At 34.2% G+C, this 16,576-nt stretch carries 23 protein-coding genes; 12 read left to right on the top strand and 11 right to left on the bottom strand.

The features are described 5' to 3' along the window. Positions 1-245 (top strand): hypothetical protein (locus tag C8N37_RS22975; protein WP_211322305.1); only part of this gene is annotated, 245 nt, incomplete at its 5' end. A 220-nt stretch (positions 246-465) separates the two neighbouring features. Continuing rightward, positions 466-1,362 (top strand): alpha/beta hydrolase family protein, encoded by an 897-nt coding sequence (locus C8N37_RS18840; protein WP_108160351.1) that lies wholly within the window; start codon positions 466-468, stop codon positions 1,360-1,362. A gap of 100 nt (positions 1,363-1,462) precedes the next feature. On the opposite strand, the gene C8N37_RS18835 is transcribed toward C8N37_RS18840, so the two are convergent. The 4 genes from C8N37_RS18835 to C8N37_RS18820 form a co-directional block, all read right to left on the bottom strand. Beyond that, a complete protein-coding gene (locus tag C8N37_RS18835; protein ID WP_108160350.1) occupies positions 1,463-1,804 on the bottom strand; it encodes a hypothetical protein in 342 nt (113 codons plus the stop codon). A 365-nt stretch (positions 1,805-2,169) separates the two neighbouring features. Further along, positions 2,170-2,490, bottom strand: coding sequence for a hypothetical protein (locus tag C8N37_RS18830; RefSeq protein WP_146171111.1), 321 nt, complete (start codon positions 2,488-2,490; stop codon positions 2,170-2,172). Positions 2,491-2,524: 34 nt separating this feature from the next. Beyond that, entirely contained in the window at positions 2,525-2,764 is a 240-nt protein-coding gene (locus tag C8N37_RS18825; protein WP_108160348.1) for a hypothetical protein, read from the bottom strand. A 30-nt stretch (positions 2,765-2,794) separates the two neighbouring features. Then, positions 2,795-3,028, bottom strand: coding sequence for a hypothetical protein (locus C8N37_RS18820; protein ID WP_108160347.1), 234 nt, complete (start codon positions 3,026-3,028; stop codon positions 2,795-2,797). A 334-nt stretch (positions 3,029-3,362) separates the two neighbouring features. Between C8N37_RS18820 and C8N37_RS18815 the strand changes: the two genes are divergently transcribed. The 5 genes from C8N37_RS18815 (at position 3,363) to C8N37_RS18795 (ending at position 6,235) form a co-directional block, all read left to right on the top strand. Beyond that, entirely contained in the window at positions 3,363-3,863 is a 501-nt protein-coding gene (locus C8N37_RS18815; protein WP_108160346.1) for a GNAT family N-acetyltransferase, read from the top strand. Positions 3,864-3,940: 77 nt separating this feature from the next. Continuing rightward, a complete protein-coding gene (locus tag C8N37_RS18810; protein WP_108160345.1) occupies positions 3,941-4,339 on the top strand; it encodes a DUF5958 family protein in 399 nt (132 codons plus the stop codon). 163 nt (positions 4,340-4,502) lie between these two features. After that, positions 4,503-5,180, top strand: a complete 678-nt coding sequence (locus C8N37_RS18805; RefSeq protein ID WP_108160344.1) for a hypothetical protein — start codon at positions 4,503-4,505, stop codon at positions 5,178-5,180. A gap of 149 nt (positions 5,181-5,329) precedes the next feature. Continuing rightward, positions 5,330-5,734 (top strand): hypothetical protein, encoded by a 405-nt coding sequence (locus C8N37_RS18800; RefSeq protein ID WP_108160343.1) that lies wholly within the window; start codon positions 5,330-5,332, stop codon positions 5,732-5,734. 24 nt (positions 5,735-5,758) lie between these two features. After that, positions 5,759-6,235, top strand: coding sequence for a DUF6896 domain-containing protein (locus tag C8N37_RS18795; protein ID WP_108160342.1), 477 nt, complete (start codon positions 5,759-5,761; stop codon positions 6,233-6,235). Positions 6,236-6,870: 635 nt separating this feature from the next. Here C8N37_RS18795 and C8N37_RS18785 read toward each other — a convergent pair. Then, positions 6,871-7,074 (bottom strand): hypothetical protein, encoded by a 204-nt coding sequence (locus C8N37_RS18785; RefSeq protein ID WP_108160340.1) that lies wholly within the window; start codon positions 7,072-7,074, stop codon positions 6,871-6,873. Between the two features lie 108 nt (positions 7,075-7,182). On the opposite strand from C8N37_RS18785, the gene C8N37_RS18780 reads away from it, so the two are divergent. The 3 genes from C8N37_RS18780 to C8N37_RS18765 all read left to right on the top strand — a co-directional run bounded on the left by C8N37_RS18780 (position 7,183) and on the right by C8N37_RS18765 (position 9,130). Further along, positions 7,183-7,767, top strand: coding sequence for a hypothetical protein (locus C8N37_RS18780; protein ID WP_108160339.1), 585 nt, complete (start codon positions 7,183-7,185; stop codon positions 7,765-7,767). 314 nt (positions 7,768-8,081) lie between these two features. Continuing rightward, positions 8,082-8,540 (top strand): hypothetical protein, encoded by a 459-nt coding sequence (locus C8N37_RS18770; protein ID WP_108160337.1) that lies wholly within the window; start codon positions 8,082-8,084, stop codon positions 8,538-8,540. Between the two features lie 191 nt (positions 8,541-8,731). Further along, the gene (locus C8N37_RS18765; protein ID WP_108160336.1) at positions 8,732-9,130 is read left to right on the top strand and encodes a hypothetical protein; all 399 of its coding nucleotides are present in this window, start codon (positions 8,732-8,734) and stop codon (positions 9,128-9,130) included. A gap of 1,285 nt (positions 9,131-10,415) precedes the next feature. On the opposite strand, the gene C8N37_RS18755 is transcribed toward C8N37_RS18765, so the two are convergent. From C8N37_RS18755 to C8N37_RS22680, 4 genes are all read right to left on the bottom strand, one after another. Next, positions 10,416-10,697, bottom strand: coding sequence for a CPCC family cysteine-rich protein (locus tag C8N37_RS18755; protein WP_108160334.1), 282 nt, complete (start codon positions 10,695-10,697; stop codon positions 10,416-10,418). A gap of 22 nt (positions 10,698-10,719) precedes the next feature. Further along, a complete protein-coding gene (locus C8N37_RS18750) occupies positions 10,720-11,259 on the bottom strand; it encodes a hypothetical protein (protein WP_108160333.1) in 540 nt (179 codons plus the stop codon). Positions 11,260-11,345: 86 nt separating this feature from the next. After that, positions 11,346-11,846, bottom strand: a complete 501-nt coding sequence (locus C8N37_RS18745) for a HEAT repeat domain-containing protein (RefSeq protein WP_108160332.1) — start codon at positions 11,844-11,846, stop codon at positions 11,346-11,348. Between the two features lie 264 nt (positions 11,847-12,110). Continuing rightward, positions 12,111-12,311: a hypothetical protein gene (locus C8N37_RS22680; protein WP_146171110.1), complete on the bottom strand. Its 201-nt coding sequence runs from the start codon at positions 12,309-12,311 to the stop codon at positions 12,111-12,113. A gap of 293 nt (positions 12,312-12,604) precedes the next feature. Between C8N37_RS22680 and C8N37_RS18740 the strand changes: the two genes are divergently transcribed. Further along, on the top strand, positions 12,605-14,581 hold the full coding sequence (locus C8N37_RS18740; RefSeq protein ID WP_108160331.1) for a PAS domain-containing sensor histidine kinase: 1,977 nt from the start codon (positions 12,605-12,607) through the stop codon (positions 14,579-14,581). Here C8N37_RS18740 and C8N37_RS18735 read toward each other — a convergent pair. Continuing rightward, on the bottom strand, positions 14,571-14,792 hold the full coding sequence (locus tag C8N37_RS18735) for a hypothetical protein (RefSeq protein WP_146171109.1): 222 nt from the start codon (positions 14,790-14,792) through the stop codon (positions 14,571-14,573). The two genes, C8N37_RS18740 and C8N37_RS18735, sit on opposite strands and share 11 nt — an antisense overlap. Before the next feature lie 397 nt (positions 14,793-15,189). Here C8N37_RS18735 and C8N37_RS18730 point away from each other — a divergent pair, with 397 nt between their 5' ends. Beyond that, a complete protein-coding gene (locus C8N37_RS18730) occupies positions 15,190-15,612 on the top strand; it encodes a GNAT family N-acetyltransferase (protein WP_108160329.1) in 423 nt (140 codons plus the stop codon). A gap of 212 nt (positions 15,613-15,824) precedes the next feature. On the opposite strand, the gene C8N37_RS18725 is transcribed toward C8N37_RS18730, so the two are convergent. Beyond that, positions 15,825-16,103 carry a hypothetical protein gene (locus C8N37_RS18725; RefSeq protein ID WP_108160328.1) on the bottom strand — a complete coding sequence of 93 codons (279 nt, stop codon included), beginning with the start codon at positions 16,101-16,103 and terminating at the stop codon, positions 15,825-15,827. Positions 16,104-16,576: the final 473 nt, after the last annotated feature.

Raw genomic sequence — 16,576 nt, 5'->3', positions numbered from 1 at the left:
AACCTATCAGTGATGGAATGAAAGACACCTATTATCTGAATGGAATCCTATATTCTCGCGGTAAAATAGAGAATCTGAAACAGAATGGATTATGGAGTTTTGGCATCCAAATGGAAAAAAAGCACGGGAAGGTCAATTTGTTGATGGAAAACCTAACGGCACGCACCATTACTGGTTTCCCAATGGGAACAAAAGGGCTACAGGAAACTGGAAGAATGGTATATATGACGGTGTTTGGGAAATGACGAGTGAAAATGGTAAACAGAATGCCATTCAAACTTATAAAGACGGAAAATTGATTAAATAGGCTTATACTATAAACTTTAAAGCGTCTAGTCAATTTCAAAACTTGTCGTTAACCTAAGAAATACATTCCTTCACCGAATAATTTCAATGCACTTGCCGAAAACACATTGCTAGATACCTAATGTTAAGTGATCATTGTATAAATTTTAAAATCCAAATATGACAATCATCCACACGCGTAATTTCGTCGTTCTTTGCAAAGCATGGCTGTTCTTTTCATTTCTACTAGCATCACTGACACTATATGCTCAATCCACAACTATAAATCCGATCAGTTTTACTAGTAAAAAAATAAAATTATCGGGGACAATTTATGCCGCTAAAAATCCGAAAGCAGCTGTGGTTATCGTTCATGGATCTGGAAAAGAATTGAGATCTAATGAATTAGCTTCATTCTTAGCTGATAGTGGTATTTCTGTCCTTACTTATGACAAACGAGGGGTTGGTGAGTCTGATGGTGAATATGCTGGACCTGAAGTAGGCACCAACAACATTGATCCCAATAATCTCGACGTACTGGCGACAGATGTACAGGAAGCATTAAAAACGTTCAAAGCAATAATCCATGACGACAATATCCCAATGGGTCTTATGGGAGGAAGTCAAGCTGGCTGGGTAATACCCATAGCCGCAGATAAATATAAAAAAACTGATTTTATAGTATTGTTAAGTGGCCCTGTAATACCTACTCTAGAACAGCTTCGTTTCCAATTTTTCACCAACGGTAACCGCAACTTTTGGGATACGCATTCGGAGTCCGAGGTACGCCAACATATCAGCAATGCACCGGACAAATTTCATTTTGTAAATACTGACCCCGTCAAATCGCTTAAGAGATTAAAAATTCGTGGACTGTGGCTTTTTGGAGACAAAGATATCCAAGTACCGATAAGATTATCTATTGAAAAATTAGAAAGTCTTCAATCTCAGGGAAAAGATTTCGACTACAAAATATTCCCTAACTTTGGACATAACCTCTCCCTATCTGCCAGTAGGGAGCCCACTCAATTTGCTATAGATTGGATCAAAAGCTTAGCAGAAAGATTTAAAAAATAAGTTTACCATGTATTCTTTGTTAAAGCCGAATGAGGTTTATTAAACAAAAAAATGGTCTATCGACACTAATCGAAAGTAGAAGAATCATTAAACTTTCCACCTATTCCTTTAATTCCAATGTAAGCTTATGATATTTTTTGTCAAACGTAAGAAAAAATTCATCTGGATGACGTGCTCTATCGGTCCTTTCAGGAAATAGACACTCTTCCTGATAACCTATAAACAGCTTCGTATATTTCTTATTAATATTAATTAAACTATCAATACCATTTACCACAATATTGTAGTTTTCATTGTTTTTCATTTCACTATCAGCTATTTTCCTATACGTGACAACTGTCGTCTGATTTAATGTTGTATCCAGTAGCACATCAGTTTTCGATTCAATACTTATATTAAAGACTTCAGTTACCAACGACGCTGTGTTAAAGTATATTTCCATATTTTTATCTTTTCTATGAGAACATGATACAAATATGATGAATAAAAAAACTACGATATACTTCATTATACAATTTTTTTTAATGTAAATACTTTTGTACGATCACATTAAATAGCTTTGTTCAAAACTAGATAATTCGGGAATGAATTACTAATTTTAAATAGAAGAAAGACGATAGATACTTAGAATAAGCTACCTTCGGCTGGTTTTACGAAGCTCAAATTTGCAATCAATAAATTAGAAAATGGTGCTTGAGCGGAGAAAATCTGTATCATGAAACTGTTGGAGGTAAAAATCAAGATAATAATCTTATTACAAGATAAATATGACGTGGAAATCTCTTTAGGAAGCCCTAGCTCTTGAAGCTATTTCTGAGGTTTAAATTGTGCCTCATAGCTCTCGAGCTTTTTTAAAATTGCCTGCAGTTCTTCATTTGCTCTTTTCACCCATTCTGCACGCTGTTTGATCGCCACATAAGGACTCTTAATAGCAAACTCCTTATTGTTATTAATTCCTCTTCGCCCCTCATGATATAAGAGTGGCCATTTCTCTAAAAATTCATCAGGAGTATAAAATATTCTTGTTTTTTGCTCGTAAATCCAACAATTGTTTTCACGTGCTAGATTTATAAGTGATCGCACGTCCGTAGGGATTTCTCTTTTTTTATCTAACCATGCTGGTACCATATTATTTCTGATAAAAATATCACCTAACGACTCATTAATCAACCAATCTGCTCTTCAATAGCTCCAACTCTCCAGCTATAACATCTGGCCATCGAGCAAAACCATCTCTAATAATCTGCTCCCCTTCGTTAATACTAAATAAATTGGAAATACTAAATGCTGACTCTCGTATACCGGCAATCTGTCTAAAAGTGAGCTGTGCTTTGCTCTTAACAGTTTTTACCGCTTCAGGATGATTGAGTATATACTCTTGCTGTATTTGCTTTAAATTCATCTCTTTGGTTTTTAAAAATTAATAGATCAATCAGAAAACCTTTAAAAATTTTCCTTCTAACACTTCCTCTGGCGCATCAAGAATCTGCTCGATGACGACTGTAGCAGACTCTTCCTTAAATTCGCTCATAAACGCCCATAGGTCCTTTACTTTTGTCGGGACAAAATGCTGTATAATATCATCCACACTATTGTCGGACTTCAGGATATTGTACCCTTTATGCTTTAAGTCTTTCAAGATCTCGATTGTCACTGGTACATTCATCGCAATTAGTATTTATTATTTTCGCCTTTTTCCTAACAGGGTTACATTTCTCCCTTAAGTCTCTTTACTATAAAGTGAACTATCAGACCTCCCCTTTTTTAATTCAATATTGAACAGAATGAACACGCAAGAATGTTGAGCAACCAGTTATCTTGTAGCGTGTCCATCCTGATTCAATATCCAAAGGTAAATAATAAAACTAATTATGTTAGCTTTTATTTGCTATAATTTTTAGTTTTTATTTTTATATAGCCTGGTGCCGTGGATACTAATGATTTGTTATATTTAGACAATTATTAGATGATAATAAAGATTTTAAAAATTCCAAATAATTATGCTTACTATTTATACTGCAACATCAAGTGATTATCCTATTATCCAAAAGATCGCTCATGAAACTTGGCCAGATACTTTCGGCCTTATTTTATCAGGAGAACAGATTAGCTATATGCTTAATATGATGTATAGCATACATGCATTATCTGAACAGACCACAAATAAGGGACATCAGTTCCTGATTGTAAAAGATGAAATAAAGCACTTGGGATATGCTTCTTACGAGTTAAATTATAAAGGTTTATCGAAAACAAAAATTCATAAAATATACATTCTTCCTGAATCACAGGGAAAAGGTGTCGGAAAATTACTCATGAAAACAATTACAGATATTGCAATGAAGAACAAAAATCATAGTCTTTCTTTAAATGTTAATAGAGATAATTCTGCTATCGATTTTTATAAGGGTATAGGTTTTGAGAAAGTCGGGGAAGAAAATATTGATATTGGAGATGGTTTTATAATGGAAGATGCTATTATGGAAAAAAAAATAGTCTAAATTTAGGAGTCTATCATAAAATCAGCTATTTACTAATTGAAAGTATTAAAAATTAATTATCAATATTTGGAATACTAATGGAAGAATTTTATAAACTAGTAAATCAAATAGCTCAGGATAAAATTGAATTTAATCAAGGCAGTTCATTAATATTAAATCACTCCAATTTTGAATTTGAATTTGTTTTCATATTGCTGAGAAATTATATTTTCAATTCGATTCCCGAAAAAGTAAATTATACTACCGACACATACATCCAAGCAATTGCCAGTATACCACTTAAACCTACTTTTACTCCAGTTGTAATTTTAAAATCGTTCCGTAGTAAAATTGCATTTAACAAACTGGAGACACTTCGTAAAGATGAACAACAAAAGACCATTATTGCACTTTTGTGGATATTCAAACAAACCGATATACAACGACGGAATACGGAATGTAAAAATGGTTGCGGTCATGATTGGCATAATAACTAAATTAAATCCAAGCCCCAGACGTCAATTTAATTAAACTTCTCTAGTTATAGATTCTAGCCGATTTTGATTCTTTAAGGTATTTTCGATATCTAAGTAGAGGTCATTATGAAATCAAATAATAACTAGTTTTATAGAGACAACGAATTCACTGTTAAATAAAAATATGAAATTGACAAAAGATAAATTAATTTCCAGAATTAAAATTTCTATAGAAAAATTAGGATATAGTTTTTTTAAAGAGTCAATAACTGGTGCGCAAGGTTTCTTTTCAAAGAAATTGGAAAATAGGTTTTATTTATCCTTAGGCCTAACGATCGATCGATACAGTGACGATGCTTTTTGCGGAACTTTTTATTATTCCAAGACGGTGAGGTGGTCTGCAGTGTGGGGTGATATTCCTGATGAAAGCTATATAAGACCTGGACATTTATTATCAGAGATTGAGCGAAAGCATTATTTTAGCACAGAAAATCGGAATCTTTACGATTATCGTTGGAGTGGCTTTGACAATCTATCTATAGCCCATTTTGTTGAAATAATTAAACTGACAGAAGTAAGATTGCTAAACGATAATTATCTGAAAAACAGAATTGAGGATAGTATTGATGTCACGAAACTCAGTCATTACTCCAGTGAAGTAAAAAAAACAGTAGTAAAAATTAATTCACTAAATTCTTCTTATTCATTCATCCCCGACAAAGAAATAGATCGAATTCCGATGGAATGGTTTAAAGCGGCAGAATACACTTTAAAAATCCATAAAGGAATTCTAAACAAGAATACTGTAAAATCTCTGGCTGCGGATGCATTTATTCAAAATATACTTGATAATAACACCTAAAGGATAAGTGGGCAAAACAAAAATAATTCTGGCAATTATACTCTAAAACATGATAATGTATGCCCTACAAAATTTGCCTATAGAGATGAATTAGCGATAGTTTTTATATATTAGTTTGGCTAAATTAGATTTAAGTAAACACGTTACCAATGACTATCCAACAGTACGACATATTTCTTGACAACAAAAAAAAAGGTGCGACTGAACTTGAAAAAGCAGATACACCAATGGGTGTTGTTTTTGGACGCGTAACGTTGGAACATATTGATTCAGGCTTTGACTTTTTCAAAACTTATTGCGTGAAAAACAATATTGTAATCATTACTGACTATCCAGATGACAAATTGATTGGAACAGCTGACATTCCTAATTTGATAGTGGTTAATCCAAATGGAATTGAAATTAGAGGGCAAGTGACAAATATTGAAGGGATGGACAGTGACGTTTTTGAGATTATAATTTGTGGTATATCATATCCATTTTTTGAAGAAGAGTTTCCACATCAAGTAAAATATATAATGACCAATTCAAAGACATCTAATGATGATAGATGAAATCTAAATTCGTTACATACTTATATGAAAGAATTAGATATGCTTATTGAAGTAATTCAAGCTTTTGAAAAAAAAGCAAACGAGATGATAAAAGTTTTAGCTCATGAATTTAATCTTGATTTAAAGTCAGATCAATCATTTCAAAAGCTAACAAGTAGACAAAATAATCTGTGGAAGGGTAATCTAAAAAACAACTGGACGTATTGTTTCCATGGGGATGCCTGTGATTTTGAAAATATAAAAACAAAGCAATACTTGCATGTGAAGATTAATAGAAAAGGAAATTTTGGTGCAATTGATCATTTCTATTTATATAAATTTTTACAAACTAGCGAATCTTTAAAATCTATTTATGCAGTTATTAACTCTGAAAATTATTACAACGAATTATTTGAAGAATTAATTAAAACAGGTATTTTAATCAATATTCACAAGTTCCCATTTAAGACACTAGTATTAAACAAGAAAAATAATTCTTTAAATGGGGATATCATTTTCTGAGTTTATTCACTTTCAACCAATATATTTCGCATACATGACTGGGAAGTCAAAAGTAATTCAAAGGTTCCTGAATTCCGATTTTGAGTAAGGTTATTTCAAGTTCATTTTGCATCATATATTCAAGCAAATGCTTTATCTAGGGATAAGAAATACCATTGTTTGGAGATAAAATTTTGATTCATAAAGGCCCTGCATAACTTGGTTTTGAAGCGCTCGAGATGGATAAGTTCTACCTTAGTTATCTCAAATATATACGTTTTCCTGGAAACCAATCAGCTCCGTTGCCGCCACATTTAAATAGAAGGGACAGCATGACAACAATGTACAAAATTATTGTTATCCGCCATAAAATGTGGAGCCTCCCAGAACCTTTATCTTTTTGCTCTTTATTTTTACTTTTTATAAAATTTCGATTTTTAGACATTATAGCAAGATAATAACCTATATCCAGAACTAAGCTAAGTGATTCCCTTGCCTTCTATCGGTATTACTTAAAGTACAGTTTATTACATCTATCAAATTTTGCTTTTTTTCTGTGAATACTAATTTATCCATTTACATTTGAATATTCCGGAAAAAGTATACCACTCATTCCGACCGAAAGTCACCAGTTTTAAAGACAAATAATTCGAGCCTTATGCCACTGGATTTATATTAACTTTTTCAAACTTAGTCTTTTTTTCTTTCTTAAAGACTTGCCCTGTAACGGTAGCCTGTGAGATGAAGCTTCCAAAATAGCAAGCCTGGTGGATCGTATTGGAGAAATGGAGGTATAAGGGAGAAGTTGAAAGTTTCTCCTTTTTTTGTCGCAACAGCCATTTATATTTCCTTTTTTTCATAAATTTAGTAAATAGTAAATAGCTTATGTTTACGGTGGTTCAAAATTGAAAGTCTGTGCTTTCTTTTACTCCACTGTCACCAACCTCGGAAAAGTTAATTGCAAGCATATGACCGAAATTCTGCAAAAAGAAATTGACTATATCAATAGAACAAACTCGAGCTTTATAGGACAGAAAATTAAAGAAGTCTTTTACGAAGAATTAAACTATGAATCTGAGCCTGAATGTTGGAATTATTCAAACAACATTCATTCTGTTGATATGAATGTTCTACTACAAATTGAAAACGGAAAACTATTACAAATAAAATGGGATGATGAGTTTTATTGCTACGGAATTGGTTTTGCGGAAATTTCGGAAATCAAAATAAGAGATGGAATTAATACAATAAATGTATCTGAAAATTCTAATTGGAAATCTTTAATTGGAAAAACTATAACTTCAATTGATATCTATTGGGATGAAAGCGAAAACCAAGAATATCAAACTAAACTTGGCATAATGTTGCCAAAAGGTAAGAAACAACAATTTAAACTTCCATTATCTTGGAAATTGAATTTTCTAAATGAATATGTATTTATATCAGCTTTTGAAATTGATGAAGACGGAAATAATTATTATTGGGCAGACCATTTAACTTTATTCTTTAAAGAAGATGATTACCTTATTTCTTGCAAGAATAACCTGGAATAAAACTCGAGAATTAATTTGGAGAGTCTACGATCCTGAAATTTCAAATAACTTTTTGCGAGAAATTATTACGGCGAAATCCTCCTCAAGACAGTTTGACTGTCGAATCGATCCAGACAACAACTGGGAATTGGCAACGTGGCATTTGACAGATTAGGAGTAGTGAAAAGCTTCGGTTTAAAAATGATGACAACTACCCCAATCTTTATCTAAGATGTAAAAAAATTCGGTTTATTTATGAGTGTAAGGAGCCGAAAGTAAAAATAAATTTGCGAAACAACCGCTTGAAGTGAACAAGATATACCTAAATCCTGAAAATGAACAAAGATAAATCCAAATTATATAAAAAAGTAAATACGAGGACATTTAATGTGCATCATAATTTTGGTGGAGATTATAGAGATACACGTCATAGCAATAAGGAAACATTAGAGCAAGCTAAAGGAAAGATGTCTGCTAAAAAAGAGCGAGGTTTAGATTACACGCCACTTTACAGATTTTTAATATCGAAAGTTGGTTCTGATTGGAACGAAGTTTTTAGTGAAGCAAAATCTAGGTTAGATAAAGCTGAGCCAATATTTGCAGTAGTAGCTTTAAAAGAAGACGAAAAGCAAGACTTTGTAAGAATTGGAGAGTCATCTTATTTTTCTGGCCTATATGTTGATCATAACAATATTTTACAATTATCTAATCCTAATCTAAAAGCAAAAGATATGAAACCATTTTGCCCTTGCTGTACACATACTTTTAATGGAGAACTATTTGGAACAGAATAATTACTGATGTTGCTAAAAAAGCTTGGTGTTAAAAGTTTAAATTACTTTGATAAATAGCTATCTTGTGCCTACCATATTATAGTCTACGACAGTATCTCTTAAAAAATTTATTAAAGAAAATATGTAGTTGATATGAAAAGAACTATTTAAAGTCGGTATCAATTAGTCTAAAAGTAGCAAAAAATTGAATTATGAAAGATGCTGTTTCTATTAAAGTTGATGGATTACCATTTGAATACAAATTACCAGAAGTTGTAAGGGTAAGTTATGATGTTCCATCACTATCGATTGATGTGAAATCATTTGACATGGATGAAGACAAAGCCACTATCAAATTCAATGGCATCATTGGATTTAGAGTACTTGACGAAGGTAATCTCTTAGAATTTTGGAATAATAAAAGACCTAAAGGGTGGTTATTGGAGGTGGTAGAAAATGGATGGTTTGATCTTGAAAAAAAACGAGAAGGATTTGTAACAGGCTATTTCGAGGATAAACCAAAAGAGTATCTTATTCTTGGCATAAATGACTGCGTTAGTGTATTGACACTCAGCACACCAATCATTTGCAACGCAACCCCGATTAAATAAATGGAGAAAGATTTAAATCTACAAAACGAAAAGGATCTTATAAATGCGGCAAAGACATTGCGATTTTATAAGAAGTAACATTGGTAAAATGAAAAAAATGAACGTTCCCCTATTTGTTCATCTCTGTTTTATGATCATGACCTTTTATGCGTTATTCAAAGATCGGGATTGGCTACTATACTTTACTGAGAATTTAAATTTTAATCTAGTTATTTTTGGGATACAAGCGGCAGGGCTTATTTATGCTGGATATATACAGGGGCAAAATAATAAAAGGATACTGTCCGTATTCTTGCCCGGAATGATTGGGCTGGTAATACTTGTATTGTGTATACTCATAACTGGAAGTTATCAGTTTAATAACAACGTAGATATCTCGATCTTGTGGGTTATACTTGAGGCTTATTATATATTATATGATGTACTAATATTTAAAATTTTGGATAAAGTTCTAAATGTAACTCATATTAGCTCGAGTTTTCTAGCGCAATGCATTTACATTATTCTTTCGTCCACATTTCCGTTCATTGGCTATATTATCTTTCAATTGAAAAGGAAATCAGCTAATAAATATTATAGCTATGAAAAGTAATAATGGTTAGCTCTGGATTCCCTACTTCCTTCCAATTTATCCTAAGGCAGATCCATAGTAGTGATAAACATATTTAATATTTTTCCAAACTCCAGCATGCCTATATCGCCGACATAGGCGTGCCCCGTATAATTCGTGTAAAATTGGAGCTGATCGCACAGGCTAGTCTCAGTTCGAAGAACTTGTCGTATACAGTAATGATCGTTTCTACCAACGTAACTTTCTCTTTCTCGGTTAAGTTGCCCCCCTTTCCTCTCCTATTTCATTCATCCCTTTGAATAGCAGAGGTACAAATTCGGTCAATCAGGATGTGGCTATAAATTCGGCTGTAGCATTGGTCATCGCATAAATACCAGTATAGCGTTCTATAATCAAGCTTGCTTTGACTTCGTTCTTAATATCCATCGATATCTCCACCTACCACTTCTGCTTATATAGGTTTAATCTGATTGAGCAATACAGGTGTACCGATAGCGATGAGTACAAACGATCGGTGTTCCTTTGCCCGAGAGCTCATCAATATTGACGCTGAAGCCTATAACTGCATCTACCCGATAGCTACTGGGATTTTACTTTAAGAACTCGATTACGCTCTTATAGAGCTCCTGCTTTTGTTTTCATAATTGGCAGAAGCGTCCACCGAAAAATCCCGAAGGGATCTGAGAAGCAAACGCTACAAAGCTGGCTTCGGATTCATTCCGAATGTGATGGTTTCCAATTTTCGTCTCGTTCTTCTCCCTTTACTGGCTGTCTTACATTTTTTATCATCTCTCTTTCACAAGCCCCAAATTCAATAAAATTCCTTTGTGCTTGTATTAGTGAAATTGGGTTTGCACCACCTTCATAGTTCGGGTCTTCAAGTTGAATTGGATCGTCTTCCCAAAAGCAAACTTCACAGATATCATATAAACCATTGGGTCTTTCTATAAATGTCTTGTAGCCACAACAGGGGCAAGCAAACTTTTCTGTTAACATATTTTCTTAAGGTTTTTTGTTCTCAAAATAAATAGAAACTTCCACCCGTCAAAGTTTTTGTGTCAAGGTCATACTGAAACTCAATCCATTCGTTAGCATCATTCATAGGATAAAACGCTAATCCCGACACTAAATTATTTTCAACTTTAATTTCTGCTAATCCATCCCACGAAATTCGTTCTGTATTCCAATGTGTACCATCTTGCTCAAAAATTGTCAGATCGATCTGGTCTTGAAATACATATCTATTTTTACTTGCTTTAAAAATATCGCAATAGCCAACTCCGAAAACGTCGATAGGTTTTGTGTCGTTTGGATTCATTATGTAACAAGTGCCACAAGCAATTACTAACAAGTTTTGAGTTTTTTCAAGTTCTATAATTTCTGCAAAGTCTGTCCAACCTGGTTGAAAGTTCGCTACCCATTCTGTGCCGTCATTTTTATAGAAACGAACAGGAAAACCTTCGGAATAAAATGGTTCTCCACTTTCTGTTACTGACACATACATTGGTCCATAAACTGGCAAAGATGTCAATATTTCGTATGCCTTTTTTGTCGTCATTCAATTTTTTGTAATGTAATACATGCAATCAAGCAGATTGTCAAAACTTTTTTATTATTTCCTCCAAATCATAATTACCTTACTAGTTATTTCTTTTTGAGAACGTGCTCAAGTTCAAATATTGCATTTTCCTTTATAATTGGGTCATCAACTTTTGTTAACAACTTTAACTTTTGAACTGCTTCAGGTGTATTAACTGCACTTAAAGACCATATACATTTTTTTGCTATAGCTCTCATTTCATCGTAATCAGGAACGTCAAGAGCAACTTCATATAATTTGTTTACACTTTTAGGGTCCTTAATTAATTCAAGAACACTTATAATGTCCTCTTCAGAAATGTGCCATTTCTCATCTAAAAGTTGTAGTAAAATATCTGTATAATCGCTGTCTGCTCCATCATTACAAAGAACAGCTAAGGTATTAGCTAATCCCTTTTCATCTTTATTTGTAACATTGTTTTTCAGTAAAGAAAGTGTTTCTTTTTTAAACTGTAAATGTTGCCCCTCAGGGAACTTATCCCAATAATTGTCGAAATAATCATCCCTACTAAACAGTCCTTTATAAAATTTCCAAAAATCAAACATTACTTAATTACTTTTATGATTAGATTGCGGTGTTTTTGAATTAAAATACATCATAGGATTTCATTTACTAATTTTAGAAAACTAGTGGGAATTTCCATTCTAACACTTTCTCTGGCACATCCAAGATCTGCTCGATGTACTGTAACATGCTCTTCATTAAATTCACTCATAAACGTGCATAAAATTCTTCAATAAAAAAAATGAAAATTAAAAAAATTACTTTATAGATATCCTCAAGACCGATGGAAGAATTTCACAAACTAATCAATCAAAATAACGAAAGATCGTGGCTTGACGATCTTTGAATTCTGGATCCTCTCCCATTTCATTCATCGCTTTGAATAGCAGGGGTACAAATTCGGTCAATCGGGATGTGGCTATAAACTCGGCTGTAGCATTAGTCATCGCATAGATACCGGTATAGCGTTCTATAATCAAACATGCTTTGACTTTGTTCTTAATCACATATTTCACTGCGTATTTAATCAGAGAGGCTGTGTTTTTGAGAGAAGTCTTTTCAAGCAAGTGTTGTCTATGTACCTCTTCTATACGTTCATGCTCACGTATTCTTGTATTATTCTATCCTCAATGTCAACGATTTTTATTTCGTGAGGAAGTAACAAAATACAAGCTGCAAGAAAAAGGCTACGACGCATAAGTCCTCATGCGATTTAATGATAAGGCATAGGTCGTTACACTAAAGTAATATTTTAAAACCATTATACATAAATAAATTATCTTTCATATTTTTGTTTATAATGAATTCCCAAGAAAGTCCAAATATTATTCCGTTTAGTGCTGATTTAATTATTCAGGCACTAGCTTCCTCGCCCTCACCTACAGCCATTTATAGCGGTGAGAATATGATCATCCGTTTTGCGAATGAAGGAATGTTGGCTGTTTGGGGCAAAGATGCTTCTGTGATAGGTAAACCTTTGATAGAGGCAATTCCTGAATTGGAAGGACAGCCTTTTTTAGAGTTGTTGCAAGAGGTTTGGCGGACAGGGATAACGTACTCCGTTGCTGAGGCTCCTGCAAAGTTAATAAAGAACGGAAAGGAGACGCTTGATTATTTTGATTACGAATATAGAGCTCTTGTTGATGAAAACAATAGAACTTGGTGTATACTGAATACGGCACTGGAGGTGACCTCTCGCCGTGAGTTTTTAGAGCAGATCAAACATAAAGAGGAAAGAGAGCAGGCGCTCAACGAGGAAATGGCTGCGACTCTCGAAGAATTGACATCTACCAACGAAGAGCTCAATAGATATATAAAGCAACTGGCTGACAGCAGGGAATACATTCGTACAATTATAGAACAGGCGCCTGTTGGAATCGCCATGTTAAAAGGGCCTGAACATCATATTGAAATCGCCAATCCTGCGATTCTTAAGATATGGGGACGAGAGGAGTGGGAAGTCATTGGATATCCGCACGAAAGTGCTCGTCCGGAAATGCGTGAACAGCCTGTTAACAATTGGCTTAAACACGTATACCAAAGTGGTGAGCCTAAGATAAACACAGAATTAACAGTAAAACTGCTTGATAAAGCTGGATTGAGAGAGGCAATCGTCAATTCCATCTATCAGCCCATATTTTCTAATGACGGCAGTATTTCAGGTGTTTTGGTCATTCTTGAAGAAATTACCCAACAGATAATGCTGCGTAAGAAGAATGAAAATGATCAACAGATGCTGAACCTAGCAGTAGATGCTGGCGAGCTCGCGACCTTCTACTACCAAACTGAAACAAATCTCTTTTCCGGAAATACTCTTCTTAAGAGGTGGTTCGGACTTTCATCGGACGAACACATGGATCTTTCTCTGGCCATCGCAGTTATTTTGCCGGAAGATCGGGATCGGGTGTCGCTCGCCATCGAGCACGTGTTAAGTAAAGATTCTGATGGTCATTATTTCATAGAATATCGGATTCAAAATAATATTGATAAAAAAATTAGACTGCTGCAGGCAAACGGAAGAGTGTTCTATGATAGGAAAGGTAATCCACTCAGCTTAAATGGTACCTTGAGGGATATTACCGAACAAAAAAAAGAGGAACAGCGAAAAGATGATTTCATTGGAATGGTGAGCCATGAACTTAAAACACCGCTTACCTCTCTTAAGGCTTATCTGCAGATATTGCAACGGATGGACTTACTTACAAAAGATCCTATGTCGCAAAATATGCTGGGGAAATCTGTCAAGCAGGTACAATATATGAACACCATGATTAATGGGTTTCTTAACGTATCCAGACTTGATTCGGGGCAGCTGCATCTGGTGAAAACTGTTTTTGATTTTCAATCACTGTTTGCCGAAATTGAAGATGAAGTGCTGTCGACGATCAAAACTCATCATTTTCTCTTTAAAGCATCTGGAAAAATAATGATACATGCAGATCGAGAAAAAATAGCGCAGGTACTCCATAACCTTGTTGGAAATGCGGTCAAATATTCGACGATCAGATCGACGATCAGAGTAGATTATTCTGCCAACGATAATAGTTTAAATGTAAATGTTCAAGATCTTGGAAAAGGGATTGATGAGGTAGATCAGCAACGGATATTCGAGCGCTATTATCGGGTGAAAGAAAATACTGGCGGCTTGATATCGGGCTTCGGAATTGGGCTTTACCTTTGTAGAGAAATCATCGAACTGCATGATGGAACCATTCAGGTTCAGAGTGTAAAAGATGAAGGAAGTATATTTTCCTTTACCTTACCATTCAACCTATAACGCCGTCTGAACTGCTCATAGCTTTGCTAATGATCTTAAACTGCGCACCGGTTAAATCATCCGTCAGCAATTGTCCATAGCGTATGGCTGTAGCTTGATGCCTGTCCAGGAAATCAAAATAACGGAAGAGCGTGGCTTGACGATCTTTGAATTCTTGATCCTCTCCTATTTCATTCATCGCTTTGAATAGCAGGGGTACAAATTCGGTCAATCAGGATGTGGCTATAAATTCGGCTGTTGCCGATATAGGATCAAAATAACGCTGGACTTCTCTCCCCTCGATGGTATGAATAGTGGTTAACTTAAGCTCTGAGGTAAATATAGGCTCATCAACAGATACTATTAACAATATAGCTTCTTGGGTATGAAATATCGCTTCAAACAGTTTATACAAGCTAAATTAGAACTCTTTACAGAGCGAATATAGTTTTAAAGTATAACGATGGTTTAAATGAAGAAAAGATCAGGCAGCTTCTGCTACATCTATACAATTTAATAAATGATTCCTATATAAAGGCATTGAGCAGAATACGCAAGCCTATTTTTTAACTTGGATTCAGTGTATTGGAAAATAAGTTCGGACCTTTGGAACAACAAATTTATGATATATGTTTATAAAAATTAAAGCCGCTGATTATCCACGTTTGATGGAAATTTGGGAAAGTGCCGTAATAAATACTCATGATTTTCTTAAAGAAGAAGATTTACTATATTACAAAGAACAAATTCCTACATATTTTCAGCATGTTAAGCTGATTGGATTTGAGCAGAAGAAAGTTTTGGTCGGATTCATGGGAGTTTCTGAAGGAAATCTTGAAATGTTATTTGTTGACAATGATTGTCGGGGTACTGGAATAGGTAAAAAATTAGTTGAATATGCCATAGCAAATCTACAAGTAACTAAAGTGGATGTAAATGAACAAAATATTCAAGCGGTTGGTTTTTACAAGTATATTGGTTTTAAAACAATAAATAAATCCGAACTGGACGGAAGTGGTAAAGAATATCCCATACTGCATATGCAATTGTAATTTTATATACAAGGTGGAGAGCTTTCAAATAAATTAATTCCTCTTCGCCCCTCATGATACAAGATTGGCCATTTCTCTAAAAATTGATCGGGAGTATAAAATATTCTTGTTTTCTGCTCGTAAATCCAACAATTATTTTCCCGTGCTAGATTTATAAGTGATCGCCGTCCGAAGGGATTTCTATTTTTTTATCTAACTATGCTGGTACCCTATTATTCTGATAAAAATATCACCAAACTCCTCTTCAATAGCTCCAACTCTCCTGTTATAACATCTGGCCAACGAGCAAAACCTGCTCTAACGATCTGCTCCCCTTCGCTAATACTAAATAAATTGGAAATACTAAATGCAGACTCTCGTATACCGGCAATCTGTCTAAAAGTGAGCTGTGCTTTGCTCTTAACAGTTTTTACCGCTTCAGGATGATTGAGTATATACTCGTTCTGTATTTGCTTTAAATTTATCTTTAATCGTTTAAAATAATAGATCAATCAGAAAACCTTAGAATTTTCCTTGTAACACTCCCTCTCGTGCATCAAGAATCTGCTCGATCACGATTGTAGCCGACTCTTCTTTAAATTCACTCATAAACCCCCATAGGATACAGGATCAAGATTGTAATTGGGTTAACTACGAAACAATGGCACTGAAGAATATCAAATTTTGTGCAGAGTCTGATGTAAAATATTTGCAAAACGAAATTATACCGAAAGACAGTTTATACGGTGATTCTGAAACAAAAGTCCATTAAAAAACATCATCAGCTGCCTTTTAAAAACCTATCTTACTATATAATTTTCAACTGATTTAGCTATATTCGTGAACTATATATTTCAAATAATTTCAGCATTATGCAAAAATGAAATGGCTCGCAGTTTTAGTACTTGTACTCATATTGACCAAAGGGTCTTTGAACAAATACGGGCTTGATTGCTAAACACCTCTGTCAACGGGTTTGGAAAAA

This window comes from Sphingobacterium faecium (genome assembly GCF_003054045.1).
GTDB classification, from domain to species: domain Bacteria; phylum Bacteroidota; class Bacteroidia; order Sphingobacteriales; family Sphingobacteriaceae; genus Sphingobacterium; species Sphingobacterium faecium.
This window is presented reverse-complemented; position numbering and strand designations above follow the sequence as displayed.